Origin of the sequence: Paractinoplanes polyasparticus, from assembly GCF_019710575.1 — a bacterium.
GTDB classification, from domain to species: domain Bacteria; phylum Actinomycetota; class Actinomycetes; order Mycobacteriales; family Micromonosporaceae; genus Actinoplanes; species Actinoplanes polyasparticus.
In genome coordinates this window covers 470,834-496,067 of record NZ_JAHWFK010000007.1, presented here as the reverse complement: position 1 = coordinate 496,067, position 25,234 = coordinate 470,834, and the positions used below count along the sequence as shown (strand labels likewise).

The 25,234-nt window shown below is 73.2% G+C and carries 19 protein-coding genes; 3 read left to right on the top strand and 16 right to left on the bottom strand.

Features of this window, described 5'->3' with window-relative positions; all coding sequences use genetic code 11:
* Window positions 1–15: 15 nt before the first annotated feature.
* Complete coding sequence (locus KXC43_RS11705) at window positions 16–132, top strand: CAP domain-containing protein (protein WP_308129050.1); 117 nt, start codon at window positions 16–18, stop codon at window positions 130–132.
* Here KXC43_RS11705 and KXC43_RS11700 read toward each other — a convergent pair.
* The 4 genes from KXC43_RS11700 to KXC43_RS52660 are packed head-to-tail and all read right to left on the bottom strand — an operon-like array spanning window position 110 to window position 4,694.
* Complete coding sequence (locus tag KXC43_RS11700; protein WP_255643833.1) at window positions 110–979, bottom strand: class I SAM-dependent methyltransferase; 870 nt, start codon at window positions 977–979, stop codon at window positions 110–112. The genes KXC43_RS11705 and KXC43_RS11700 overlap by 23 nt on opposite strands.
* Before the next feature lie 49 nt (window positions 980–1,028).
* Window positions 1,029–2,618 carry a hypothetical protein gene (locus KXC43_RS11695; protein WP_221375995.1) on the bottom strand — a complete coding sequence of 530 codons (1,590 nt, stop codon included), beginning with the start codon at window positions 2,616–2,618 and terminating at the stop codon, window positions 1,029–1,031.
* On the bottom strand, window positions 2,615–3,250 hold the full coding sequence (locus KXC43_RS11690) for a hypothetical protein (protein ID WP_221375994.1): 636 nt from the start codon (window positions 3,248–3,250) through the stop codon (window positions 2,615–2,617). The genes KXC43_RS11695 and KXC43_RS11690 overlap by 4 nt, the downstream gene beginning before the upstream one ends.
* Entirely contained in the window at window positions 3,240–4,694 is a 1,455-nt protein-coding gene (locus KXC43_RS52660) for a glycosyltransferase (RefSeq protein WP_221375993.1), read from the bottom strand. The genes KXC43_RS11690 and KXC43_RS52660 overlap by 11 nt, the downstream gene beginning before the upstream one ends.
* 89 nt (window positions 4,695–4,783) lie before the next feature.
* Between KXC43_RS52660 and KXC43_RS11680 the strand changes: the two genes are divergently transcribed.
* A complete protein-coding gene (locus KXC43_RS11680) occupies window positions 4,784–6,994 on the top strand; it encodes a glycosyltransferase family 2 protein (RefSeq protein WP_221375992.1) in 2,211 nt (736 codons plus the stop codon).
* Window positions 6,995–7,185: 191 nt separating this feature from the next.
* Here KXC43_RS11680 and KXC43_RS11675 read toward each other — a convergent pair whose 3' ends face one another.
* From KXC43_RS11675 to ftsY, 7 genes are all read right to left on the bottom strand, one after another.
* Window positions 7,186–8,202, bottom strand: coding sequence for a class I SAM-dependent methyltransferase (locus KXC43_RS11675; protein WP_221375991.1), 1,017 nt, complete (start codon window positions 8,200–8,202; stop codon window positions 7,186–7,188).
* Window positions 8,203–8,239: 37 nt separating this feature from the next.
* Window positions 8,240–10,660: a glycosyltransferase gene (locus KXC43_RS11670; protein WP_221375990.1), complete on the bottom strand. Its 2,421-nt coding sequence runs from the start codon at window positions 10,658–10,660 to the stop codon at window positions 8,240–8,242.
* A 43-nt stretch (window positions 10,661–10,703) separates the two neighbouring features.
* A complete protein-coding gene (locus KXC43_RS11665; RefSeq protein ID WP_221375989.1) occupies window positions 10,704–12,971 on the bottom strand; it encodes a [protein-PII] uridylyltransferase in 2,268 nt (755 codons plus the stop codon).
* Window positions 12,972–12,981: 10 nt separating this feature from the next.
* A complete protein-coding gene (locus KXC43_RS11660; RefSeq protein ID WP_221376040.1) occupies window positions 12,982–13,320 on the bottom strand; it encodes a P-II family nitrogen regulator in 339 nt (112 codons plus the stop codon).
* Window positions 13,321–13,355: 35 nt separating this feature from the next.
* On the bottom strand, window positions 13,356–14,723 hold the full coding sequence (locus tag KXC43_RS11655; RefSeq protein ID WP_308129045.1) for an ammonium transporter: 1,368 nt from the start codon (window positions 14,721–14,723) through the stop codon (window positions 13,356–13,358).
* A 235-nt stretch (window positions 14,724–14,958) separates the two neighbouring features.
* The gene (locus KXC43_RS11650) at window positions 14,959–15,750 is read right to left on the bottom strand and encodes a phosphotransferase (protein WP_221375988.1); all 792 of its coding nucleotides are present in this window, start codon (window positions 15,748–15,750) and stop codon (window positions 14,959–14,961) included.
* Window positions 15,751–15,790: 40 nt separating this feature from the next.
* A complete protein-coding gene (gene ftsY, locus KXC43_RS11645; RefSeq protein WP_221375987.1) occupies window positions 15,791–16,972 on the bottom strand; it encodes a signal recognition particle-docking protein FtsY in 1,182 nt (393 codons plus the stop codon).
* A gap of 143 nt (window positions 16,973–17,115) precedes the next feature.
* On the opposite strand from ftsY, the gene KXC43_RS11640 reads away from it, so the two are divergent.
* Window positions 17,116–18,795 (top strand): alkaline phosphatase D family protein, encoded by a 1,680-nt coding sequence (locus KXC43_RS11640; protein ID WP_308129044.1) that lies wholly within the window; start codon window positions 17,116–17,118, stop codon window positions 18,793–18,795.
* Window positions 18,796–18,799: 4 nt separating this feature from the next.
* On the opposite strand, the gene KXC43_RS11635 is transcribed toward KXC43_RS11640, so the two are convergent.
* The 5 genes from KXC43_RS11635 to KXC43_RS11615 all read right to left on the bottom strand — a co-directional run bounded on the left by KXC43_RS11635 (window position 18,800) and on the right by KXC43_RS11615 (window position 24,656).
* A complete protein-coding gene (locus tag KXC43_RS11635) occupies window positions 18,800–19,513 on the bottom strand; it encodes a ricin-type beta-trefoil lectin domain protein (RefSeq protein ID WP_221375985.1) in 714 nt (237 codons plus the stop codon).
* The gene (locus KXC43_RS11630; protein ID WP_221375984.1) at window positions 19,506–20,000 is read right to left on the bottom strand and encodes an RNA polymerase sigma factor; all 495 of its coding nucleotides are present in this window, start codon (window positions 19,998–20,000) and stop codon (window positions 19,506–19,508) included. Before KXC43_RS11630 ends, KXC43_RS11635 begins: the two co-directional genes overlap by 8 nt.
* Before the next feature lie 57 nt (window positions 20,001–20,057).
* Window positions 20,058–20,669, bottom strand: a complete 612-nt coding sequence (locus tag KXC43_RS11625) for an HAD family hydrolase (protein ID WP_221375983.1) — start codon at window positions 20,667–20,669, stop codon at window positions 20,058–20,060.
* A 5-nt stretch (window positions 20,670–20,674) separates the two neighbouring features.
* Window positions 20,675–24,256 carry a chromosome segregation protein SMC gene (gene smc, locus KXC43_RS11620; RefSeq protein ID WP_221375982.1) on the bottom strand — a complete coding sequence of 1,194 codons (3,582 nt, stop codon included), beginning with the start codon at window positions 24,254–24,256 and terminating at the stop codon, window positions 20,675–20,677.
* 205 nt (window positions 24,257–24,461) lie between these two features.
* Complete coding sequence (locus tag KXC43_RS11615) at window positions 24,462–24,656, bottom strand: hypothetical protein (protein ID WP_097318386.1); 195 nt, start codon at window positions 24,654–24,656, stop codon at window positions 24,462–24,464.
* Between the last annotated feature and the right edge of the window lie 578 nt (window positions 24,657–25,234).

Genomic DNA, 25,234 nt, shown 5'->3' with positions numbered 1-25,234 from the left:
GTGGTCAACGCGTGGATGGCCAGCCCGGGCCACCGCGCCAACATCCTCAACTGCAAGGCGATCGCGGTCGGCGTCGGCGTCGCTTACGCGTCCAACGGCCTGCCGTACTTCACCCAGAACTTCGGTTACTGAGTTCCCGCACCACGCGGCGATACGACAGCAGGGCCTCACCCTCACCGGTGAGGCCCTCGGTCGTTTCCAGCCACGGACCGACGGCCTCGGGCGTGCCGCGCAGAAAGACCCGCGCCACCGCGGCCAACCGGCTCACAAGCAGGTCCCTGTCCGGCTTGCCGACCGGTCCGCCGACGACGAGCAAACCGATGTCGTGCACGCCGGCCAGCGCCTCCGATGACACCGTCCCCACCCGCACCTCGGCCACCTCGCCCAGCTGATGAGTGGCGAGCGCGGCCCGGGTCCGCTCCACCCGGGACGCGTCCGGATCGAGAGAGACCAGCCGGCCGCCGGATTCCTCGACCGCGTACGCCATCCAGACCGTGGCAGCGCCGGCGCCGAGCTCCAGCACCAGGCGCGGGCGCCGGGTGCGGATCAGGTGCAACACGTCGAGCAGCTCGGCGGCCCCGCCCGAGGGGGGCATCGGCGCCCGCGGCGTGATCTGCTGGAAGAGCTGGACCGTGGCCTCGACCTGGCGGGTCTGCGCGCCCATCCGGTCGGCCAGTTCCTCGTGCCGGTCCCCCGAGTGCAGCAGCAACTCCTCCAGCGCGGAGAGCAGGCGGCGCTGGGTGTGGTCGAGCACCGTGCGCGCGTCGGTCTGCTGCCGCCGTTGCAGGCGCTGCAACCCGGAGAGCCGCCGAGCCAGCAGCAACAGCCCGGCGAAGAGAATCGTGAAGAAGACGGCGAGCAGCGTCAGCGCCAAGCCGACGTTCCCGGTGAGCGCGGCGGCGGCCACCGCCACACACAGCACACAGGCCCCGGACGCAGACACGACCTGACGGCGGGTCAGGCTCCGCAACCGGCGCATTGAATCTCCTCCAGCTTCTGCTCCCCGATCAGGAGAAACGCGGGCGGCGTCAGCCGGTTACGCCCGGGCAGAAGGCCACGCCGGCGCGTTGGCGGGACGCGATCTCGAGTGATTCGTCGAAGCGGCGCACCGAGAAGGGCGAGCCGGCGTGCAGCTTCACGAATTCGGCGCGCAGTTCGCAGCGCCGGGCGGCGCCGCCTGCGCCCGGATCGAAGTCGGCCATCTCGACGGCGATCCGGTCAGCGAGCCGGGCCGCCGGGTTGGTCATGGCGATGTCGCGCTGGCGCTTGTTGACCGCCGCCGACACGGACGCGGCAGCCGCGCAAAGCACGATCGCCGCGACGAGAACGCCTGTTGCCGAACGAGTTCGGACGAGGTGGATCAGAGCCACCAGCAGCAGGGCCCCTGCCGTCGTGGTCACCGCGGAGTCGCGCCAGCCGTAACCCCACCGCTCCGAGGCCACGAGCTGCTGCACATCGGCGTTGAGCGACCCCATCCCCGCCCCCAGCAGCACCAACGTCCCTGCCGTCACCGCCAGCGCCGACGCCGCCCGCCGCCCCACCTGCGACAACCGCGGCAGGTCCCGAACGGCCAGCCACGCCAGCCACCCGATGATCAACACAGCGGCGATCAGCACGAGGCCACCCAGCCACGATCCACGGGGAGACGCCGCACGCCACATCAGCGGCGGCAGCCAGGCGATGGCACGGACCGGAAAGGCCTCCAACGTCGCCGCCCCGAACTGGACGTCCGAGCCCCGGTAGCAGTTCCCGGTCGCGCAATACCGCTGAATCACCACTCGCACGGCCAGGAAGACCGGCAAGAATCCGACCCACAGCAAGCCGACAGCCTGCGCCGGCGCCCCGGTGAACAACCGTCCAGGGCGCAACACGAGCACCAGCCATCCCCGCGCCGTCACGGCCACGGTGGCGAGCGGCAGAGTCAGATACGCGATCTCGTTGAACGCGGCCAACGCCGCCCCACCGACCAACAAGAGCGGCATCATCCACAGCCGCAGCGGCTTCTCGGGATCGACCCGGCACAACGCCGCGGTCACCCCGAGCACGAGGGCGGCCGACGCCAGATACAGACCGCCGAAGAGCACGATCGGACTGGATCCCCCGGCGGCCACGAATCCGGCCGCCACCGCGAACGGCACCACAGCGGCCACAGTGGACGGAACCCGGCGGAACAGCCGCCCCCGGGCCACGACGCTCTCGGCCAGGAGCACGGCGACCACGCACAACACCAGCGCCGACACGAACGAGACGAGCCGCAGACCGACGTTCACCGGCAGGCCGAGCACCTCACTCAGCGCGTACGCGGCCGTGTCGAGGGCCTTCTCCAGCATCCGGCCGAGGAGGCGGAAGTTGCCGAGGCGCAGATAGCCGGGCAGCGAGTCGACCGTGTGCGGCACGATCCGCAGCGGGTCGTCGCGGAAGAGGCCGCCGTGCCAGTAGAGGTTGAAGCGGTGGTCGCGGCTCGGCGCCAGCGCGACCAGCGGCGCGAGCACCGGCAGCGGCACCAGCACGGCCCGGGTCAGCGCGCGCCGCCAGAGCGTTCCGACCGGCGGCCCCTCGACGACGAAGCGCATCCCGGCACGCGGGGCGGCGGGGGCATCGATCGTCGAGGCGCTCATGCCGAGGCCAACGACCCCACCCTTCGATCGGTGACGAGCAGGCGGGCGAGGGTGGGCGGGTCGCGGGGGTCGATCACGACGGCGTGGGCGGCCCGATGGTCGCGGCACAACTGGGCCACACGGTCGGCCAGCAGCGCCTCCCAGTCCGAGTCGGGCTCGTGCCGCGACCAGGTGGCCGGGTCGGGCAGATACTCGAGCACGACGCCCGGCACCTGCAGGTGGCGCAGCGACGGCTGGTCGGTCACCACCACCGGCAGATGGTCGGCCTCGACGAGCACGCGCTGGCGCAGTGCCCGGATCAACCCGTGGGCCCCGGCCCGCGACAGCCCCACCGCCACGTAGATCCGGGCCGGTGGCGGGGCTGCCTGGGCTCGGGCGGGCGGGGCCGGCGACCGCCGCAGATGCCGGGCCATGGCCGGGGCGCTCCGCACCGGGTCGCGAGCCAGGTCGACCAGGGCCCGGCCGAGCCGGTAGGAGCGGCTGCGCCGCAGGGCCAGCACGATCTCGCGGTTGCGGTCCCGGTCGCGTACGGCCGCGTCGCGCTCGTCCTCGACGCAGCGCAACCGCCCGGTCAGCGTGGCCACCTCCCAACGGGCGACCGCCAGGTCGGCCGCGTCCGGTTCATCGAGCACTTCCGGCCTCCACTTCGGATCGTCGCTGACAGTGCCCGGCCAGCCAGGCTGCGGCGTCGGCGGCGCCGTTGCCGAACGCCACCTCGGCGCAGCGACGGCTGAGCGCCTCCCGGGCCGCCGGGTCGGCCAGCCGTTCGAGCGCGGCGGCGGCCGCTTCGTCGTCGGTGGCGCAGATCGCCACCCCGGCCGCCGCCGCGAAGCGGGCCCGGGTCAGCTCGTCGTCGGCGCCGTCCGGATCGGGGACGAAGACCGTCGGCACCCGGGCGCCGAGCAGCTCGTGGAAGCTCGTGTAGCCGGCCCGCGAGACGGCGAGCGCCACCACGCCCAGGTCACCCGGCCCGGCCTCGACCACGGTGAACCCGGGCAGGGTGGCCTCGACGCCGCGGCAGAGCAGGGTCGGGCGCGACGGGCGGCGGGGGCGCGGGGCGGGCAGTTCGGTGATCGGGTCGACCGTGGTCACGCCGGCCCGGGCCGCGGTGGTCCAGCCCTCGTCCCCGGCCGCGGCGAACTCGCCCGGTTCCAGGATGCCGTCGAACAGCGAGCCACGGGCCGCCCATTGGCCGCCGGTGCCCCGCCGCCACATCGCCGGGCGCAGCCACAGCCAGCGCGGGCCGGAGTGCTCGGCGACGGCGGCGGCGATGCCGTCGTGCGGCACCCCGCCGACGAGGACGGCGCGCGGACCGTAAAGGCGGATCAGGTGCCGCAGACGGTCGCGCACGAAGCCGGTCCAGCGGTCGTCGGCCACGCCCAGCTCGGCCGCGGCGGGCAGGTATTCGGTGAGCAGCCCGGCGGCGTGGGCGGCCGGCAGCCCGTCCGAACCGGCGACCACCACGGCTTCGAGGTCACCGGGCAGGTGGCGGGCGATGGCCCGGAAGCGGGCGATGTCGTCGCCGATCAGCAGCACGTGCCGAGTCGGCCGGGTCACAGCAATGCGCGGCGCCGGAAGAAGGCCGCGCGTGAGCACGCCCAGCGAGGCCAGCCGCGCGATGTGGGAGCCGATCTCGTGCCAGTCGGTTCCGTGCAGCGGCGCGCCGGGCAGCCGTTCGCGCACCCCGGCGTTGGCCGGAGCCCACACCACGTCCGGGCCGAACTGCCGCTCGATGCGCTCCCGAACCTCGGCGAAGTCGGCCGGCGGCTCGTCGAGCACGACGATGGTGTGCGCGGCCCGCACCGGCGGCGCGTCGGCCACGGCCTCGGGGCGGCGGATCAGCAGCACTCTCGCGGCGAGTCCGGTGTCGTCGTCGTGGGCCAGGTCGGCCCGGCCGTCGCGCAGGCAGGCGACGATCCGGCGGTCGAAGGGACGGGCGTGCGCCCGGCCCGGCTCCGGCACGTGGATCAGCACCGTGGTCAGCCCGGCCGCCGCCTGCGCCTCGACCTCGGCGACCAGGCCGGCCGCGCTGCCGCCGGTGTGCCGCAGGTCGGACAGGATGGCGACGTCGTACACGGGAGGGACAACGACCCTCCCAACCGGGCGATACGGACAATTCACCCGAGTCGTTGATCACCTCGGAATTGCTCTCACCGAGGGGGACCATGCGCGACACCGGACCTCACCCGCTCGCCGCCGCGGCTCTGGCGGCCCGGTCGACCGCGGCCCGGGAGCCGCTCGCCCGGGCGGGCGACGACCCGTGGACCGTGGGCGAACTGGCCCGCGTGATCGCGCTGCAGAACCTGCGGCCGGAGGATCGGGGTGAGGCGCTGACCCTGCTCGGCGGGCTGCGCGAGCGCGGGCAGATCGCCGGGGTCCATCAGGGACTGCACTGCCAGCTGGCGTACGCCGCCGGTGACCCGGACACGGCCGAGGCGCTGATGGCCGAGTACCGGGACGTGCCCGAGCCGGTCCGGGCCGCCCTGGCCGTCGACCTCGGCCACGCGAGCCTGGCCACCCTGCTGCCGGCGCCGAAGGTGCAGGTGGCCGACGGGCCGGGCAGGCGGTTCGACCGGATCACCACCGGGCCGGTGCAGCGCCGGGGCCACGAGCGCCGGATCACCTCGATCGTCACCACCTGGCAGCCCGGCCCGGAACTGCTCACCGCGGTGCGGTCGCTGACCCGCCAGACCTGGACCAACCACGAGATCCTGGTCGTCGACGACGGCTCCTCCACCGAGTTCGGGCCGGCGCTGCGGGCGGCGGCCGGCCTCGACCCCCGGGTGCGGGTGATCCGCATGGTCGCTCCCGGCGGCCCGTTCGTCGCCCGCAACGCCGGCCTGGACGCGGCGACCGGGGACTTCGTGACCTTCCAGGACGCGGCCGGCTGGTCCCATCCACTCCGGTTGGAACGCCAGGTGGCGCCGCTGCTGGCCGACGAGCGGCTCTTCTCGACGACGTCCGCCGCCCTGGCCGTCACGCCCGGCCTCGTGGTGACCCGGCCCGGTCTGAGCACCCTGGGCGAGCCGAACCCCTGGTCCCTGATGGTGCGACGGGCGGTCGCGCTGAGCCGGGTCGGTCACTTCGATCCCGTACGGGCGGGCGCCGACCTCGAGTACGCCGAGCGCGCCCACGCGGTGCTCGGCCCGGCCGCCACGATGCCGGTCAACGGCCTGCCGCTGGCCCTGACCCGGCCCGCCCCGGACGACATCGGCGCCCTGCGGTCGTACATCTCGGCGTTCCGCCGCTGGCACACGCACGTCCGTGAGGGCCGTGAGCCGGCCATCCGCCCGCGAGCCTTCGCCGTCCCCCGCCGGCTCCGCGGCGAGACCGGGGCCCGGGCCTACGACGTGGTGCTGGCCGGCGACTGGACCACCGCCGGCGGCGCCGGCCGGGCCGGGATCGGGCAGTTGCGAGCCCTGGCCGCCCGCCGTCAGCGCGCGGCCCTGCTGCACCTGGACTCGCCGGCCAACCTGCGCGAGGGCCCCCGCGACCTCGACCCGGCCGTCCAGGATCTGATCAACAACGGGGAGCTGACCGAGGTCGGGCTGGCCGACGACGCCCGGGCCCGGCTGGTGGTGGCCCGCTCGGCCCAGGTGCTGCAGTACGCCCCCGACCGGCCCAGCGGCATCCGGGCGCAGCGCGTGCTGATCGAGGACGCGGTCGCCGTGCCGGCCGCCGCCGCCGCGGCCAAGCGCCTGTTCGGCCAGTGGCCGGTCTGGACCCCGGCCGGCCCGGACGGCCGCCGGCTGCTCTCCGCCGACACGAGCGTCACCGTGGCCCGGCTCGACCTGCCCAGCACGCTCGACGCCGCGCAGTGGCGGCTCGACCGGCGCGGACCGCGGGCCGACCGGCCGGTGGTGGGCCGGCACTGCCGCGGCGGCCCGGCCGAGTGGCGCCGGTTGCGCGACGAGGTGCCCGAGACCGCTCGCCTGGACGTCCGGCTGCTCGATGCGGCCGGCAGCGCAGACCGCTCGTTCGGGCGCTTCGGCCCGCCGCGCAGCTGGCTGGTCTACGGCCCGGGCGACGTCAGCCTGCGCTCGTTCCTCGGACAGATCGACTTCTACCTGCACCTGCCGCCCGACGACGAACCCGCCGACCCGGAGCCCGACCTGCTCACCGCCCTGGCCGCGGGCTGTGTGGCCGTGCTGCCCTACCGCTACGCGGCCACCTTCGGCGACGCCGCGGTCTACTGCACGCCCGAGGAGGTGCCGGAGACCGTACGCCTGCTGCACGCCAACCGCCGGGCCCTGCGTGACCAGTCGGACCGCGGCGCCGCGTACGTCCGCCGGCACCACACCCACGCCCTGTACGCCGAACGGGTCGCCCACCTCGCCCATCCCACCGCCGCGACCGCCGCCTCGGAACCGAACTGAAGGCCACCCATTCGGTGACCAATTGGCACCGCACGAATCGTCAACCCGCCCCCGGCGCGACCGATTCGTAAGGGCACAAGACACACAGACAGACTCGGAGCGGCCCCCGCCGCTCCGTAAGCGGGACGCTTCATCTCCCCCACCCCGCGAACCGCTGCCCCGTCGTCCCCCGCGACGGGGCAGCGGTCTTTCTACACCTTGGACGAGGCGGCCGCGGCCTGCGGATGGGTCAATGCTGTCCAGCGGCCCGGCAGGCGGCGCCGGACGGTCAGGCCGAAACCGCCGCCCTGGCGGGGCGCGACCCGGGCCGGCTCGTCGTCGACCACCACGGCTGCGGCCGGGGCCAGGCGGCGGCCCAGCACGTGCAGGGCCGGGGCCAGCGGGTCGGGCGCGGCCGGCGTCAGCGACCCGTCCACCACCAGCAGGTCGATGTCGGTCAGACCGTCCAGGGCGTCCACGTCGTACCAGTCGGCCGTCCGGCCGTCGACCGACAGCTCGGCCAGCGGCACGTGCCGCACCTCGACCGCGGCCAGCCCGTGCTCGGCCACCCGCGTACGCACCCGGGCGGCCCGGCTCTCGTCGTGTTCCACGGCGACCAGCCGCCCACCGCCGGCGCCCACCGCGTATCCCAGCCAGACCGTCGACGGCCCGCACCCCAGCGCCACCGTCAGCCCGGGACGGCGCTCGCGCGCTATGTGCACCAGCCCCAGCAGGTCGGTCGGGTGCAGAACGCCACCGGCCGGCATCGGCGCCCGCGGGCTGACCGCGCGGAAGAGCTGGAACATCGCCTCGATCTCGCGGCTCTGCTCGTGCAGCAGCACCTCGGCGCCGCGCGCGGTGAGGCGCTCGGTCCGCGCCAGCGCCTCCATCAGCTCCAGGTGGCGGTCGCCGGCGGCCAGCCGTTCCTTCTCGACCGCCGCGATCACCCGCCGCTGCAACTGATCGACCGTGCCGCGCAGTTCGCGCACGGCGTCCTGGGTCGAGCGGCTGAACCGGACCAGGCGCCGCGACAGGTGGATCACGCCCGCCGGCACGGCCACCAGCAGCGACGCGAGCAGGCAGGTGGCCACGGAGGACAGCCCGATCACCGACGAGACGGCGACCCCCACGGCCACCGCCAACCCGATCGCCAGGCCGGCCAGCTGACGGCGGGACGCGCCGCGCAGCCGCCGGACGACGGTGCGGGCGATCCTCAGAAGCCTGGTCATGCGCACACCGATCTCAACGCCGGGCCGACCCGGCCCGTTACGGGATCGTCAGCAACGCCGGCAGCATCCCCATGATTCGCAGCACGAACCGGGCCGGGTCGTGCGCCGCCGCGACCGCCTCCCGCGCCCGCCGGCTCTGCCCGGCGAACAGCGCCGGGTCGGCCCGGTAACGCGCGATCAGCGCGGACGCCTCGCTCCGGGTGCAGTAGACGGCAGCGTCGCCGTAGAACGGCCGGTAGCGCGGCGGCATCACCACGACGCACCCCATCGCCGCCGCCTCGAGCGCCGGGCGCGAATACCATTCGGCCGACTCCCGCGGCGGGAAGTGGAGATAGAAGTCGAGCTGGTGCAGGAACGGCCGCGGCCCCAGATCGGCGGCCTGGTAGGCGAGCCAGGCCGGTCCGATCGCGACGGGGGACGAGCCGGCCGGGCGATCGGGCAGCCGCACCCGGACGTCGGCCTCGGGCAGCCGCCGGCACACGGCCAGGCTGTCGGCCACGTCCGGGGGCCAGTTCGCCGCGTCGCACAGGTCGGTGCCCACGATGGCTGTGCCGGCCTTGCGGTCGGCGACCCAGCCGGCGGTCGTGAGGGTGACCGGCAGGTCGTCCGGGTCCAGGTTCTCCACCGTACGCAGGGAGGCCCGCACCCCGGCGTCGCCGGGAACCCACACCGGCTCCGCCCCGAACAGCCGCCGCACCGCCGCCGCACACGCCGTCGGCTCGTAGCGGTGGTCGCTGCCGTCGGACCGGACGGGCGCGCGGTCGGCCACGACGACGGCGCGGGTGGCCCGCACGCGGCTCGACAGCCCTCCGGTGAACTGCACGACCGCTGCCTGCCGCACCACCAGCAGCGCCGCCTCGACCGGATCGTCCAGCCCGACCCGGTCCACCGCACCGCTGTTGACCAGGTCCTGCACCACGCCGGCGAACGGCACCCGGCGCACTTCCAGAGCCCGGTACGAGTCGAGTTGCAGCACCGCGACCCGCAGTCCGGCCGAGCTCAGCGCCCGCAACTCGTCCACCGCCGTGCGCTGCGTGCTCTCCAGGAACCGCCAGTCGGCCACCATCACCACGTCGTAGGCCCGGTCCGGGGCAGCGCCGAGCAGGTGGCCGGGCGCCGGGAAGGGCCGGTCGGCCCCGTCCGCGGGCCGGTAGGCGCCGGCCTGCCGGGCCGCGATCACCTGGTGGTGCCGCTGATAAGCCGACATGTAGGCGGTCCGGGCCGGGTGCATCCAGTGCGCCCGGATCTCGGCCCGCGACAGCGAACCGGCCGACAGCCGGATCAGCGCGAGCGGCGGCGAGTCGAGGTGCCGGACCCGCCCGGTTCCGAACGCGGCCTGGATCCGTCCGATGTACTCGGAGTCGGCCGCCTTGCGCAGCCGGTCGAAGTAGCCGACCGTCCGCAGCACCGTGCTGCGCCGCAGGAGCAGCGACGACGGGTTGAACCGGCTGCTGCGCACTCCGGGCCGGGTGCACAGCAGCTGGTCGGTGACGGCCAGCCCGTCGGACGTGGTGGCCACCAGCCGCCGGTCGTCGATCAGCGGCCGCACCTGGGACTCGATGCGGCGCGGGTGGGACCAGTCGTCGGAGTCCTGGAACGTCGCGAACTCGCCGCCCGCCGCGTCCAGACCCGCGTTGCGGGCGGCGTAGGTGCCCACGTTGACGGGCAGCCGGATCAGCTTGATCCGGTCGCCGAGCGCCACCGCCTCGCGCAGCACCGGCTCGAACTCCGGCGGCGAGGCATCGTCCACGATGATCACCTCGGTGTTGGCCCAGCTCTGCGCGAGGATCGAGCGCACCGCGGTGAGCAGCCCCCGGTCCGGGCGGTAGGCGGTCACGATCACCGAGACCCGGTGCGAGTCGTCCACCCGCTCGGGCGCCTCGGCGGTCAGCCGGTCGAACGGCGCCCCGTCGCCCTCGGTCACGTCCAGTCCGGGCACCAGCGCCCGCACGGCGGTCCGCCAGGGGCCGGCCGGCCGCGGACCGGTGAAGGGGTTGAGCAGATCGGCGCGCAGCCCGGCGCGGACGGCCTCGCCGATCCGCAGGTAGCGGCGCATCAGCTTCCGGGCCCGGGCCGGGCCCTCGACGGCCAGCGCGAGTTGTGCGTGCAGGGCCTGGTTGGCCGGTGACAGCGCCCGGGCCCCGCAGGCCCGCCGGGTGAGTTCGAAGAGCGCGAGCGCGTCGTCCGGCTCCTCCTGCAACGCAAGGGTGTGTGCCAGCGCGGCGACCAGCCCGGGGTCGATCCGGCGGCGCCGGCTTCGCAGCCACCGCCGGTCCCCGGAGCGGGCCGCCTCGAGCAGGCCGTCGAGGGTGCCGTGCTCGCCGAGAGCGGCCCGCGCCAGCAGCGCGCGGGCATCGGACGAGCGGGTGCGGGCGGCGGTGGCGGTCAACGCGAGGCGGAAGCGGGACCCGGCCGCCGCGACATGATCATCCAGCAGGCCGGAGGAAGGGGCGGGCATGCCCCGGTCAACGGGCCCGCGGGCCCGGCGGTGACGTCGATCTTCAGACCGCGGCCAGCACGGCGGCCGCCACCCGATCCCGTTCGTCGGCCTGGGCCCACGACCCGACCAGGTAGAACGCGTCCACGACGTCGCCGCCCAGGGTCGAGATGCGGGCCGCGCGCACCTCGGCGCCGGCCTCGTCGAGCGCGGTCGCCACCCGGTAGAGCAGGCCCGGCGAGTCGGCCGCCCGCAGTTCGAGGACGGCTGCGTCGGTCGCCACGTCGCGCTGCCACATGACCCGCGGCGAGGCGGTGCCGCCGCGCGCGCTCATCGCCCGGGCCCGTACGCGCTGGGTCACCGAGACGTCCCCGGCGGCCACCCGTCGCAGATCGGCAGCCAGCGCCACCGGGTCGTAGGGGGTGCCGTAGCGCGGCTGGGTGAAGAACTCGACGATGGCGCGTCCGTCCACCGTGCTCGCGTTCGCGCCCACCACGTCGAGACGATGCATGGCCAGGCAGGCGGCGACGGCGCCGAGCAGGCCCCGGCGGTCGGCCGCGGCCACGGCCAGCCGGTCGCCGTCCAGGTGCACGGCGGGCAGGCCACCCTCGAGCAGCTCGGGGTCGGGGGCCGGCGGCTCGGGCAGCTCACCCGTGTCGAGCGCGGTGTGCACGCGGCTGACCAGCTCGCTCATGAGCCGGCCCTTCCAATCCGACCAGGCGGCCGGGCCGGTGGCATGCGAGTCGGCGCGGGCCAGGGCGTGCAGCAGGTCGAGGGTGGTGCTGTCGCCGACCTCCCCGGCCACGCTCGAGATGGTCATCGGGTCGCTCAGGTCGCGCCGGGTGGCGACGTCGGGCAGCAGCAGGTGCAGCCGCACCATCTTCTCGATGGTGGCCACGTCGGCCGGGGGCAGGCCGATCCGGGTGGCGATGGCGGCGGCGATCGGGGCGCCGACCACGCTGTGGTCGCCGGGCAGGCCCTTGCCCACGTCGTGCAGGAAGGCGCCGATCAGCAGCAGGTCGGGCCGCTCGACCTCGCGGGCGTAGGCGGTGGCCTCGTACGCCGCCTGCACCAGGTGGCGGTCGAGCGTGAACCGGTGGATGGGGTGGTGCTGGGGCAGGCTGCGCATCCGGGCCCACTCCGGCAGCCAGGCGTCGATCAGCCCGTACCGGTCGCAGGTCTCCCACGTCGGCAGCAGGCCGGCGCCCGAACCGAGCAGCGATACCAGCGCGGCCCGAGCGGCCGGCGGCCACGGGTTGGGCAGCGGCGGGCTGAACGAGGCCAGCCACTCGCTGGTGGCGCGGGCGATCGGAAGCTGCACGACGGCGGCCGCGGCGGCGACCCGCAGCGACAGGCTGGGGTCCGGGACGGGACCGATGGCCGTGCGGGCGAGCACAAGTTCGCCGTCCTGTTCGACGACATCGCGGGCGACCGGGCGGCGGGACGGCGTACCGGCCGGCACACCCCGGCGTCGGCCGTTGCGCAGCCGGTCGGCGGCCCGCCAGGCGTCGTCGAGAGCGTGGGCCACCGTACGGGCGTCGCCCGCGACCCGGCGCAGCAGCGCGTCGCCGTCGTCGAGGTCGAGCAGTTCGGCCACCGCCGCGCGTTCCTGCGCCACGAGCCGGTCGATCCGGCGCCCGACGGCCAGGTGCAGCGCGTCGCGGGTGTCGAGCTGCCGCAGGTTGGCCGCGCGCACCGCCGGGCGCATCGTGTCGGCCACCCCGGCCCGGCCGATGGCGCGCAGCAGGGTCACGTCGCGCAGCCCGCCGGCCGCCTCCTTGAGGTCGCCCTCGAGCAGAAAGGCCAGCTCGCCGTTGGCCGCCCAGCGGGCCGAGGTCAGTTCTCTGAGCTGGGGCAGCAGCCGCACCGCGGTGCGCCGCCACTGGTCGGCCGCCGCCGCCACGAGCTCGCCGGTCAGGGCCGCGTCGCCGGCCACGTGGCGGGCGTCGAGCAGGCCGAGGGAGACCTTGACGTCGTCGTGCGCGACCGACAGCGCCTCCGGCAGCGTGCGCACGGAGTGGTCGAGGCCGAGCCGGGCGTCCCAGATCGGGTACCAGAGGGCGGCGGCGATCCGGTCGATGCCGGCCGCGCCGTTGTGCAGCAGCACGAGGTCGAGATCGCTGTACGGCGCGCACTCCCGCCGGCCCAGGCCGCCCACCGCCACCAGGCTGACGCCGGGGACGTGGCGGGGAAACATCTCCCGCAACCACACGTCGAGCGCCGCTGCCCGTTCCTGCCGGGCGGCGGCGCCGATGTGCTCGCGGAGCTTGTCCAGCGAACCGCCGACCGGCACCTGGGGTGGGGCCGGCGGTTCGCTGGGCATGCGTGTCATCCGATTCAGATCAGAGCGCGTCGAGGCCGCGCTCGCCGGTACGGACCCGGATGACGTCGTCGACCGACGTGACCCAGACCTTGCCGTCTCCGATCTTGCCGGTCTTGGCGGCCGTGACGACGGCGTCGACGATCTTGTCGACGTCGATCTCGTCGGTGACCACCTCGACCTTGATCTTCGGCAGGAACTCCACCGTGTACTCGGCGCCCCGGTACACCTCGGTGTGGCCCTTCTGCCGCCCGTAGCCCTGTACCTCGCTCACGGTCAGGCCGCTGACGCCGAGGGCGTGCAGAGCCTCCTTCACCGCGTCGAGCTGGTACGGCTTGATGACCGCGGTCACCAGCTTCATGCTCAGTCCTTCCATCGGTGCAGTCATGGAGCTATCTAACCGGCGACTTTCTGGCTGACGTCGGCCTTACCGTCAGCGTCCACCGCGGCGCCGGGCTTGAGGCCGGCCATGGCGAACCCGCCACCGCCGCCGGAACCGCCGGCCGGGGTGATGTCATAGCCCGACTCACCGTGGTCGGCGATGTCGATGCCACCGACCTCGGACTCCTCGCTGACCCGGCCGAGCTTGACGGCCTTGAGGATCAGCGCGAGCACCAGGGCGATCACGAACGAGTAGACCGTGACGGCCAGGCTGCCGACGAACTGGCGGCCCAGCTGGGTCGCGCCGCCGCCGTAGAACAGGCCCTCGGAGGCGCCGAGCACGTCGGTGATCGCGCCGTTGACGTCGGTGGTGGCGAAGAGGCCGATGAACAGCGAGCCGATCCAGCCGCCGACGAAGTGCACGCCGACGACGTCGAGCGAGTCGTCGTAGCCGAATCTGTACTTCAGGCCCACGGCCAGGGCGCAGACCACACCGGCGATGAGGCCGAGCAGCACGGCCGGCAGCGGGGCGATGAAGCCACAGGCCGGGGTGATCGCGACCAGACCGGCGATGGCGCCGGAGGAGCCGCCGACCAGGGTGGGCTTGCGGTCCCGGATCCACTCGACCACGAGCCAGCCGACGACCGCGGCCGCGGTGGCGAGCTGGGTGTTGACGAAGGCGACCGCGGTGGTGCTGTCGACGGTCAGCTCGGAGCCGGCGTTGAAGCCGAACCAGCCGAACCACAGGATGCCGGCGCCGAGGGCGACGAACGGCACGTTGTGCGGGCGCATGTTCTCGCGCGGCCAGCCGATGCGCTTGCCGAGCACCAGGGCCAGGGCCAGGGCCGCGGCGCCGGCGTTGATGTGCACCGCCGTGCCACCGGCGAAGTCGAGCGCCTTGACCTGCGCGCCGATCCAGCCACCGCCCCAGACCCAGTGGGCCACGGGCACGTAGACGAGCGTGAACCAGCCGAACGCGAAGAGGATCCAGCCGCCGAACTTGAAGCGGTCGGAGACAGCACCGCTGATCAGCGCCACCGTGATGATGGCGAACATCATCTGGAAGGCCATGAAGACGTACGTGGGGATGCCGGTCTCGCCCCACATGTCACCGACCCAGCTGGTGCTGGTTCCGGCGTAACCCCAGTTGCCGATGATGTTGTTGAGGCCCTCGGAGCCGTTCGCGCTGAACGCGAGCGAGAACCCGTAGAGGGCCCAGAGGATGGAGATGAGGCCGATGGCCGAGAAGCTCATCAGCATCATGTTCAGTACGCCCTTGGACCGGTTGAGGCCACCGTAGAACAGCGCCAGACCCGGAGTCATGAGCAAAACGAGCGCAGACGACAGGAGCAACCAGGCGGTATTGCCGGTGTCGATCTCCACGCTGCCTCCTCTCGGAATGAAGGTGTCTCACAAACAGCCAAGGGCGGCGTCGCCGGTCGGCCGGTTTCGTGACGAGAGACTTCCGGTCCGAGGTTTCACGCACGGTCTACGCGCGATTTCCAGCGCGTGACGGACTGTTTCGTACGTGTGAAGAAAACCTCACAGACACGCTCATGAAACGGGATGAACTGGGATAACCGGCGCAACGATCTCGCGGCCAATTGTCAACAGCCGATCACCGAAGCGCGTATTCGAGGGTGTGTCGCTCGTAATCGAGCAGCCGCAGATCACGCATCGGGCGGCGCAGGTGGCCCTTGTGCACGATGCGGACGAAGGCCGGATCGCCGGCCGCCGCCATGCGCCGGATGCCCTCGACGTGGTCGACGATGCGCTTGCGGATCGTGCGCACCAGGCGGTGCCGATCGCGCGGGATCAGGCCGTAGGCGTCGGCGAACAGCCGCAGGCGGCGCGGCCGGTTCGGCCTCTTCCAGCCCAGGGTGTACGAGTCACGGTCGCTGAACAGCGGCACCCAGGTCCACGCGGCGTAGGCCACGTCGTAGATGCGCGCGCCCGGCGAGGCCAGATCGAAGTCGATCAGCGCCAGCGTGCCGTCGGGCCGCCAGACCACGTTGTGCGGCGCGGCGTCGTGGTGGCAGATCACCTCGGTGTCGGGCGGCGGCGGGCCGAACGAGCGCCACACCGCGCCCGGCGGGGGCACGAAACCGTACTGGGCGTCGTGGAACATCCGCAGCATGGTGGCCACCGTGACCAGGGCCTCCTCGGTCACCCAGTGCGGGGCCAGCGGATACTCGCCGCACTCGCCGTCGAGGTAGGAGAGGACCTCGCGGCCCTTCTCGTCCATGCCCAGGGCGTGCGGCGAGCCGGTGAAGCCCACCCGCTCCAGGTGGTTGAGCAGACTGTGCACAGCCGGCGTCCACGGCCCGGCGTTGCGCCGCACGGTGTCGCCGACCTTGGAGACGGTGCTGACGTTGCCGCCGTGCAGCGGGATTTCCCGCTCCTGCGTCACCAGCACCCCTCCCCCCGCTGAGACCCCTGTTCGAACGAGACTACGCGGCGCTGCCAAGCAGCGCCTCGACGAAGGCGGCCGGCTCGAACGGCGCCAGGTCGTCCGGGCCCTCGCCCAGCCCCACCAGCTTGACGGGAATGCCCAGCTTGCGCTGTACAGCGATGACGATTCCCCCCTTGGCGGTGCCGTCGAGCTTGGTCAGCACCACACCGGTCACGTCCACCACCTCGGTGAACACCCGGGCCTGCTCGAGGCCGTTCTGGCCGGTGGTGGCGTCCAGGATGAGCAGCGTCTCGTCGACCGGCCCGTGCTTCTCGACCACCCGCTTGACCTTGCCCAGCTCGTCCATCAGGCCCACCTTGTTCTGCAGGCGGCCGGCCGTGTCGATGATCACGGTGTCGATGCCGGTGTCGACGCCTCGCTTGACCGCGTCGAACGCGACGCTGGCCGGGTCGCCGCCCTCGGGGCCGCGGACGGTCTCGGCGCCGACCCGCTCGCCCCAGGTCTGGATCTGGTCGGCGGCGGCGGCGCGGAAGGTGTCGGCCGCGCCGAAGAGGACCGTACGGCCGTCCGCGATCAGCACCCGGCCGATCTTCCCGCAGGTGGTGGTCTTGCCGGCGCCGTTCACGCCGACCACCAGCATCACCGCGGGCCGGCCGTCGTGCGGGGTCGTCTTCAGCGTGCGGTCGAAGTCGGGCTCGAGCGCGGCGACCAGCTCCTCGGCGAGCTGCTCGCGCACCTCGGCCACGGTGCGGGAGCCGAGGACGCGGACCCGCTCACGCAGCCGGGCGACGATCGCCTGTGTCGCCTCGACGCCGACGTCGGCGCTGATCAGGCTGTCCTCGATCTCCTCCCAGGCGTCCTCGTCGAGGTGGTCGCGGGAGAGCACGCTGAGCAGGCCCTTGCCGAAGACGTTCTGCGAGCGCGACAGCCGGGCCCGCAGGCGCACCAGCCGGCCGGCCGTGGGCTCGGGCTTGTCGAGGACCGGAGCCGCCGGCTCCTCGACGATCAGGGGCGGCAGGCCCTCGTCGGCCTCGGCCGGAACGACCAGGGGCGGCGTCTCGACCCCGGGCTCCGCCGCGGACGGCCGCTCCAGGGTCGCCGTGTCGCCACCGGTCGACGACGGCGGCAGCTCACGGCGGCGCATGCGCGGAACCACCAGGCCGATCGCGCCGGCCAGCAGGACGACGAGCAGGATGACTGCGGCGACGACGTATTCCATAGCCGAAATCCTGACAGATGCCTGCTCCGGACGTGGCGTCGGCCGTGGACTGGCGACTTGCACCACCGTGACGGAGGATGGAGCGCCCCTCAGACGAGAAAGCGTGGAGGCTCTCCCATGCGCCCGACCCCTGCCCCCTCCCGGTGACCGCTCAGCTGCTCATCGGCCCGCTCCTGCGACGGGTCGACGGCGATCGCGCCACGATCTGGGTCGAGACCTCCGAGCCGGCCTACGTGCACGTCGAGGCCGAGGGCGGGGGCGCGGGCTCGGCGCCCACCTTCACGGCGTACGGGCATCACTACGCCCTCGTCGTGGTCGAGGGCCTGCGGCTGGGCGCCTCGAGCGCCTACAAGGTGCTGCTCGACGACCGTCTGGCCTGGCCGAGCACCGAATCGCCCTATCCGCCGCCGGCGATACACACCCGCCCGGCCGCGGACGCCGGGACGCCCGTACGCATGATCTTCGGCTCCTGCCGTGAGGCGACCCCGAGCGCGACCACGCGCAGGCTGCCGCCGGACGCCCTCGACGCCTACGCCCGGCGGCTGATGGCCGACCCGCAGGACCCCGAGGTGCGACCCGACGTGATCGTGCTGCTGGGCGACCAGGTCTACGCCGACAACACCTCGGCCAAGGTGCGCCGCTTCCTGCGCCGCCGCCGCGCCGCCGGCCACGACGGCCCGGACGACCAGGTGGTGACGTTCGAGGAGTACACGAAGCTCTACCTGGAGTCGTGGCGCGACCCCGAGGTGCGCTGGCTGTTCGCCACCGTGCCGACCGCCATGATCTTCGACGACCACGAGATGATCGACGACTGGAACACCTCCGAGTCGTGGCGGCGGGACATGAACACCCAGAGCTGGTGGGAGGAACGCATCACCGGCGGCCTGGCGTCGTACTGGGTCTATCAGCACCTGGGCAACATGGGCCCGGACGAACTGGCCACCGACCCGCTGTTCCAGAAGGTCACCACGGTCGACGACGCCACCGACCTGCTGCACGAGTTCGGCCGCACGGTCGACACGGCCGAGGCGACCTACCAGTGGAGCTACGCGCTCGACATCGGCCGCACCCGCCTGGTGATGCTCGACAACCGATGCAGCCGCGTGCTGACCCCCGACCGCCGCGAGATGCTGCCCGCCGCCGAGTGGAACTGGTTCGTCGACCAGGCCCACGGCGACTACGACCACCTGGTCGTCGGCAGTTCCCTGCCGTGGCTGATGCCGCCCGCCATCCACTACCTCGAGGCGTGGAACGAGCGCACCGCCGCCTCCCGCCGCCCGTGGGTGGCCCAGGCGGCCGAGAAGCTGCGCCGCGCGGTCGACCTGGAACACTGGGCCGCGTTCGGCCGCTCGTTCAACGCCCTGGGCGAGCTGTTCCGCCGCCTCGGCGAGGGTGGCACCGGCTCCCCCGGCCACCGGGTCGGCGCGGGCGGCGCCTACGCGGCCCCCGCCTCGATCAGCGTCCTTTCCGGGGACGTCCACCACTCGTACGTGGCCGAGGCCGACTTCGGCACCGACATGGCCACTCCCGTCATGCAGCTGACCTGCTCGCCGGTCCACAACCAGGTGCCCGCGTTCATGCGGCCCCTGATGCGCTTCAGCTGGTCCCGCGCGGCCGCCCGCGGCGTACAGGCAGTCGCCCGCTCGGCCGGTGTCCGCCGTCCCGCCTGGAGCTGGAAACGCCTGGCCGGCCCCTATTTCGGCAACGCCATCAGCACCCTGGTCCTCGACGGCCGCCGGGCCACCGCCCGCGTCGAGGGCACCGACAAGGACGGCAACCTGTTCGAGGTGGCCGTGGTCCCCTACCCCCAGGACGGCGCCTGAGACGTCAATCGGCCAGGGTGGACGGGCCCATGTCGACGAAGTACCAGCTGGTGCCGGGCTCGACCGTCATCGCCGGACTGCTGCCGGGGCGGAGGTCCCAGGTCAGCCAACGGTTCGACGCGACGCCGACGATGCCGTACGAGTCGTCGGGGCCGAGCCGGAGGTAGAAGCGCTGGTTCGCGTTCGCCGGGCCGCAGCGGGCCACACCGAGCGCGCCGTCGCCCTGGACCGCGAGGCACCGTGAGCCGCCCTTCTCGTCCAGCCGAATGATCCACTGCTCCGAGCCGCGCAGGTCGGGGCCGACGTCCGCGACCGTGAACCGGCTCCCCTCGCCCGAGGCGGGCACGGCGAATCGCCCGTCGGCGCCCAGCACCATTCCGGGCTGGTCCGGTGTGGTCCTCGGCGCCAGAAGGTAGGCACGCTGACGGGCCACGCCGGTCATGTTCTTCGTCAGGCCCCGCGCCCCGAACGACAAGGAGGGCGAGGGCGAAGGCGTGGTCGCTCCGGGGAGCGGCGCCGGGCGGGCCCGGTCGGGCTGGGCGACCGCGATGCCGACGCCGAGCACCACGACAGCCACCGCGCCGGCCGCCGCAGCGGTGGCATACCGCCGGCGACGTCGGCGGTCCGAGCGCAGACGCACGCTCGCGGCCGGATCGAGGCGGCCGGTGCGGGCCGCGTGCCCGGCCAGGGCGGCGAGCCCCTCGTCGAGGTCAGGCATCGCGCACCTCCAGGGAGTCGGAGAGATGGCCGGCCATCGCGCGGCGGCCCCGGGACAGCCACGCCTTCACCGTGCCCGAGGGGGCGCCGACCTCGGCCGCGATCTCGTCGACGGTCAGCCCGACCAGGTGGTGCAGGACGATGACCCGCCGGTGGTCGGCCGGGATCTGCCGCAGCGCGTGCACCAGCGCCACGTGGTCGGGGCTGAGCCCGTCGACCTCGGTCTCCGGGGCGTCGCGGCGGTGGGCCCGCAGCCGGTTGACGGCCTTACGCCAACTGCTCACCGCGTGCCGCGACGCGACCCGCCGCACCCACGCCTCGGGGCTGGCGCAGACGCGCACCGACGACCACCGGTCCCACGCCTTCAGATACGCCTCGGCCACGGCGTCCTCCGCCTCCGACCGATTGCCCGTCATGGCGTACACATGACCGAGCACGCGCCGGGACGACGCCGCGTAGAAGGCGTCGAACTCCTCGACGTCCCGCATCGATGGCCCCCTTCGTCGAGGGGATGACGCCCAGCCCGCCGAGCCGGTTGCAGCTACTCAAATATTCAGTGCCTTGCGCAGGTAGTCGAGGTGCTGGGGGCCGGACCAGCGGTAGGCCGACAGGCCGGCGGCGCGGGCTCCGCGTACGACGCGGTCGTCGTCGTCGATGAACAGCACCAGTTTCGGGGGGAAACCGATCAGGTCGCAGGCCTTCGCGAAGAACTCGGGGGCCGGCTTGTGGGCCTTGATCTCCCACGAGCTGATCACCACGTCGACCTCGCCGGCCAGGCCCAGGGTCTCGAGGTCACCGCGCAGACGGTCGGTCGCGTTCGTGGCCAGGCCCACCTTGCGCCCGGCGGCGCGGACCTCGCGGACGAACGCCAGCACCTCGGGGTCGGGCTCGCCGCGGTAGGTCTGCCACTGGGCGACCGCGGCCCGCGCGGCCTCGATGTCCAGCGGGAGGCGGGAGGCGACCAGTTCCATCCACTCGGCGTCGGTGATCTCGCCCGCCATCGCCGGGCGGTAGATGTCCCATGACATCGCCGTCTCCAGCAGGGCGGCCGGCTTCAGGTCGTTCTCGACCTCGACGGCGATCATCGGGGCCGGGTCCCAGCGGCGCAGCACGCCGTCCAGGTCGATGAGCAGGGCCTGGGCGCGGTCGCGCGTCATGCTGGTCAATCCTCCGGATCGTGCTTCAATCGCTGGCTGATCACCTGGGTGACACCGGCGCGCATGGTGACGCCGTAGAGGGCGTCGGCGACCTCCATGGTGCGCTTCTGGTGCGTGATGATCAAAAGCTGGCTTTTCTCCCGCAGCTGCGCGAAGAGCGTAATCAACCGGCCCAGGTTGACGTCGTCGAGGGCGGCCTCGACCTCGTCCATGATGTAGAACGGCGAGGGGCGGGCCCGGAAGATGGCGCACAGCATGGCCACCGCGGTCAGCGAGCGCTCACCACCCGAGAGCAGCGACAGCCGCTTGATCTTCTTGCCCGGCGGCCGCGCCTCGACCTCGACCCCGGTGGTCAGCATGTCCTCCGGGTCGGTCAGCACCAGCCGGCCCTCGCCGCCCGGGAACAGCACCTGGAAGACGAGCTCGAACTCGCGTGCCGTGTCCTCGAACGCCGAGGCGAACACCTCGAGGATTCGGTCGTCCACGTCCTTGACCACGGTCAACAGGTCCTTGCGGGTGGCCTTGAGGTCTTCCAGCTGGTCGGAGAGGAACTTGAAACGCTCCTCGAGCGCGGCGAACTCCTCCAGCGCGAGCGGGTTGACCTTGCCCAGCAGGGCCAGGTCGCGTTCCGCCTTGTTGGCCCGCTTCTCCTGGGTCGGCCGGTGGAACGCCACCGGCTCGGGCACCGGCTTGCCGTCCTTCTCGGCCAGCGCCACCTCGGCCTGCGTGGGCGGCACCGGTTGCTCGGGCCCGTACTCGGTGATCAGCGTGTCGACGTCGAGCGAGAAGTCCTCGGCCGCCTTGGCCTCGAGCTGCTCGATGCGCATCCGCTGCTCGGCCCGGGCCACCTCGTCCCGGTGCACCTCGTTGGTGAGCCGCTCCAGCTCGCTGACCAGGCGCTTCGCGCCCGCGCGGACCTCTTGCAGCTCGGCTTCGCGCAGCGTACGAGCCTGGGCCAGTTCGTCGCGGACCTCGACCGCCCCCGCCAGCGACACCCGCACGCGGGCCAGCGCGGCGGCGGCGCCCAGGGCGACCGCCCGGGCGATCTCGGCGCCCCGGGCCCGCGCCTCACGACGGGCGGCGGCCCTTTCCCGGGCCTGCCGTTCGGCGTTGGCCTGTCGCAGCAGCGAGTCGGCCCGCCCGGCGATCGAGGCGACCCGTTCCTCGGCCGTGCGGACGGCGAGCCGGACCTCCATCTCGTTCTGCCGGGCCTGCGGCACGAGCGCGGCCAGCGTGTCCCGCTCCTCGGTGGACGGTTCCTCGTCGATCGGGGTGGCCTCGGCCAGGCGCAACCGCTCCTCGAGCTCGGCCACCCGCATCAGGTCGGCCTCCCGGGCTGATTCCGCCTTCTGCCGCGCGGCGCCCAGGCGTTCGGTCTCGGCCTTGGCCGACCGGGCGGCCGCGCCCAGCTCGGCCAGGCGGCGGGCGGCCGCGTTGCGCTCGCCCTCGGCGGCCCGCTTGGCGCCGGCCGCGACGTTCACGGCTTCCTTGTGCCGGGCCACCTCGGCCCGGGCCTGGGCCAGCTGTTCCTTGAGCTCGCCGATCGACTGCTCGGCGGTGGTGCGGCGCGCCTTGGCCTCGTCGACCGCGGCCTGCACCTCGATGTAGCTCGTGGCCTTGCCCGAGCCACCCGCGGCGGCGTACGCGCCCAGCACGTCCCCGTCCGGGGTGACCGCGCGCAGCTCCGCGTTCGTCCCGACCAGCGCCACGGCCGCCGCGTGATCCGGCACGAGCACGACGTCCCGCAGCGCCCGGTTGAGCGCCGGGCGCACGTCGTCGGGGCAGCCGATCACGTCGGGCGCCCACACGGCGCCCTCGGGCAGGGCAGGGCGCAGCGCGTCCAGCGACCCCTGCATGCCCGGGCCGGCCGGCGAGGCCACGACCAGCGCGGCCCGCCCGGCATCGGCGATCTTCAGCGTGCGCATCGCCTCGACGGCCTCGTCCACCCCGGACAGCGCGACCGCGTCGGCCAGCGAACCCAGCGCCGCGGCCAGGGCCGCCTCGTGCCCGGGCTGGACGGTGAGCATCGAGGCCAGGCTGCCCAGCAGTCCGGGCACCTCGCCCGCCCGGGCCAGCAGCGCCCCGGCGCCGTCCTTGCGCTTGAGGCCGAGCGCGAGCGCCTCCTCGCGGGCCTTCCAGCTGGCGGCGTCCTTCTCGGCAGCGCGCTCGGCGTCCGACAGCTCCTTGACGACCGCGGCCGCCCGGTCGTGCGCCTCGACGGCCTCGGCGTGCCGCTCGTCGAGTTCGGCGTTGCCCCGGTCCGCCTCGGACGACTCGGCCGCGACGGCGTCCACCTCGGCCTGCGCCGCCTCGGCGCGCATCATCGCGTCGGTGTGGGCGGCGGCCAGGCGCTCGATCTCGTCGGTGGCGCCCTCGGTGCGGGCCCGGGCCGCGTTGACGTTGCCGGTCAGCTTGGCCAGGCCCTCACGGCGGTCGGCGATCGCTTTCGCCGCCGTACGCAGGGCGCCCTCGGCCGCGGCGAGCTGACGCTCCAGCTCCTGGCGGTGCTCGATCGCCTCGGCCAGGCGCATCTGGTCGTCGGTGAGCGCCTCGCGGAGCTCGTCCTCCTGCTCGCGCACCCGTTCCGACTCGGCCACCAGCTGGTCGGGGTCGCGGCCGGGCCGCTCCTCGTCAGGAGTGGCCGCCAGGTGCCGCAGCCGCTCGGTGGCCAGCTGCTCGGTCGACCGGAAGCGCTCCTGCAGGGCGGACAGCTTGTACCAGGTGTCCTGGGCGGCCTGGAGCAGCGGAGCGTCCTCGGCGTGGGCCAGCTCGAGGTCGGCCAGGTGCCGCTGGACCTCACGGTTCTCGTCCTCGACCTGGCCACGGCGGTCCCGCATGGCCGATTCGTCGGCGATTTCCTTGTCCAGGGTCGTACGCAGCGTGTGCAGGTCGTCGGCGAGCAGCCGCAGCCGGGCGTCGCGCAGGTCGGCCTGGATGCCGGCCGCGCGCCGGGCCACCTCGGCCTGCTTGCCGAGCGGCTTGAGCTGGCGCCGCAGCTCGGCCGTGAGGTCGGTCAGCCGGTTGAGGTTGACCTGCATCGCGTCCAGCTTGCGGATCGCCTTTTCTTTCCGCTTGCGATGCTTCAGTACGCCCGCCGCCTCCTCGATGAAGGCGCGGCGGTCCTCCGGCTTGGCGTGCAGCATCGCGTCGAGCCGTCCCTGGCCCACGATGATGTGCATCTCGCGGCCGATGCCGGAGTCGCTCAGCAGCTCCTGGATGTCGAGCAGCCGGCACGCGTTCCCGTTGATCTCGTACTCACTGGCGCCGTCCCGGAACATGCGGCGGGTGATCGACACCTCGGTGTACTCGATCGGCAGGGCGCCGTCGTTGTTGTCGATCGTGAGCGTCACCTCGGCCCGGCCCAGCGGCGCCCGCCCGGACGTGCCGGCGAAGATGACGTCCTCCATCTTGCCGCCGCGCAGCGCCTTGGCGCCCTGCTCGCCGAGAACCCAGGCGATGGCGTCGACGACGTTGGACTTGCCGGAGCCGTTGGGGCCCACCACACAGGTGATGCCCGGCTCCAGCCGCAGCGTCGTAGCGGAGGCGAAGGACTTGAAGCCCTTGACCGTCAGGCTCTTGAGGTGCACGGATCTCCGGGGGTCGGTCGTCTTCTGCTTCGGCGCAGACTACCCCCGGCATGCGCCGGCGGCCGTAATCGCCGCTCCGCGTGGCCCCGAAACCGGACAAAAAGATGCGCGCCGCCACGGAGTGGAGGCGCGCGATTTCGGGGTGCGTCTTTGGTTCAAGGGGGATGTCAGTGGCCGCCGGTGAAGCGGGGCGGCCGGATGGAACTCAGGTCAGCGCGGGCTCGGTCAGCCGCGCGAAATCGTCTGCCTCGGCGGCGGCCGCCGCCAGACGATCATTTTCCGCCCGCAGGCGGGTGACCTCGAACTCCAGGGACTGCACCCTGGAACGCAGACGGGTGACCTCGTCGAGCAGACGCCGATCGGGCGCCGCACCTACGTGGCCAAAGAGGGCCTTCGCCATGGTGACTCCTTGAGAAGCACTGCTTCTTCTTTATGGAAAGCGTTGACGGAGAGGCCGACCAACGCGCGCTCAGCAGCACCACAGAGCTGTGCTCAAGGGCACGCTTGGGCACAGAATCATGCACCCTAGGAAAGTAAACTCAAGGTGCTGATTGCTCGAACCCAACTGGAACCGGGCACGAGTAGGCGCGACTGGCGACTCCTCCATAGTCCGCCGATACCCAGTTTCCGTCAAGCGCTGCGGAGGCGTCCAGTCGTAGCGAAGCAGTGAATCATGCCACCCTCAGGGCCGTCAGCAGGCCAAACAGCCTCTTGACAGCGGGCCCGAGCGGTAGCCGGGGCCGACCGGAGATCACCAAGACCGGCCGAAGTTGGCATGCCCGACCGGATCACCACCCTTCCGGCGGGCGACACCTGACCCACCCTTCATGGGAGGGGGAGGCGGTGGCGACCCTAACCCCGCAAGCAAGATCCACCCCGACTTGTCCACAGGCACACCCTCCCCAGCACTGACCGAGCAGCAGCACAGGATCTGCATTTAACGGACAAATAGGGTGGCAAATCGGGTAAATGTCGCGT

Coding starts and splice junctions, on each gene's coding strand:
- KXC43_RS11670 (WP_221375990.1), bottom strand. CDS start 10,660: ATGCCCGCCCCTTCCTCCGGCCTGCTGGATGATCATGTCGCGGCGGCC.
- KXC43_RS11695 (WP_221375995.1), bottom strand. CDS start 2,618: ATGAGCGCCTCGACGATCGATGCCCCCGCCGCCCCGCGTGCCGGGATG.
- KXC43_RS11665 (WP_221375989.1), bottom strand. CDS start 12,971: ATGACACGCATGCCCAGCGAACCGCCGGCCCCACCCCAGGTGCCGGTC.
- ftsY (WP_221375987.1), bottom strand. CDS start 16,972: ATGGAATACGTCGTCGCCGCAGTCATCCTGCTCGTCGTCCTGCTGGCC.
- KXC43_RS11635 (WP_221375985.1), bottom strand. CDS start 19,513: ATGCCTGACCTCGACGAGGGGCTCGCCGCCCTGGCCGGGCACGCGGCC.
- KXC43_RS11705 (WP_308129050.1), top strand. CDS start 16: ATGGCCAGCCCGGGCCACCGCGCCAACATCCTCAACTGCAAGGCGATC.
- KXC43_RS11680 (WP_221375992.1), top strand. CDS start 4,784: ATGCGCGACACCGGACCTCACCCGCTCGCCGCCGCGGCTCTGGCGGCC.
- KXC43_RS11675 (WP_221375991.1), bottom strand. CDS start 8,202: ATGACCAGGCTTCTGAGGATCGCCCGCACCGTCGTCCGGCGGCTGCGC.
- KXC43_RS11700 (WP_255643833.1), bottom strand. CDS start 979: ATGCGCCGGTTGCGGAGCCTGACCCGCCGTCAGGTCGTGTCTGCGTCC.
- KXC43_RS11615 (WP_097318386.1), bottom strand. CDS start 24,656: ATGGCGAAGGCCCTCTTTGGCCACGTAGGTGCGGCGCCCGATCGGCGT.
- KXC43_RS11625 (WP_221375983.1), bottom strand. CDS start 20,669: ATGACGCGCGACCGCGCCCAGGCCCTGCTCATCGACCTGGACGGCGTG.
- KXC43_RS11630 (WP_221375984.1), bottom strand. CDS start 20,000: ATGCGGGACGTCGAGGAGTTCGACGCCTTCTACGCGGCGTCGTCCCGG.
- KXC43_RS11660 (WP_221376040.1), bottom strand. CDS start 13,320: ATGAAGCTGGTGACCGCGGTCATCAAGCCGTACCAGCTCGACGCGGTG.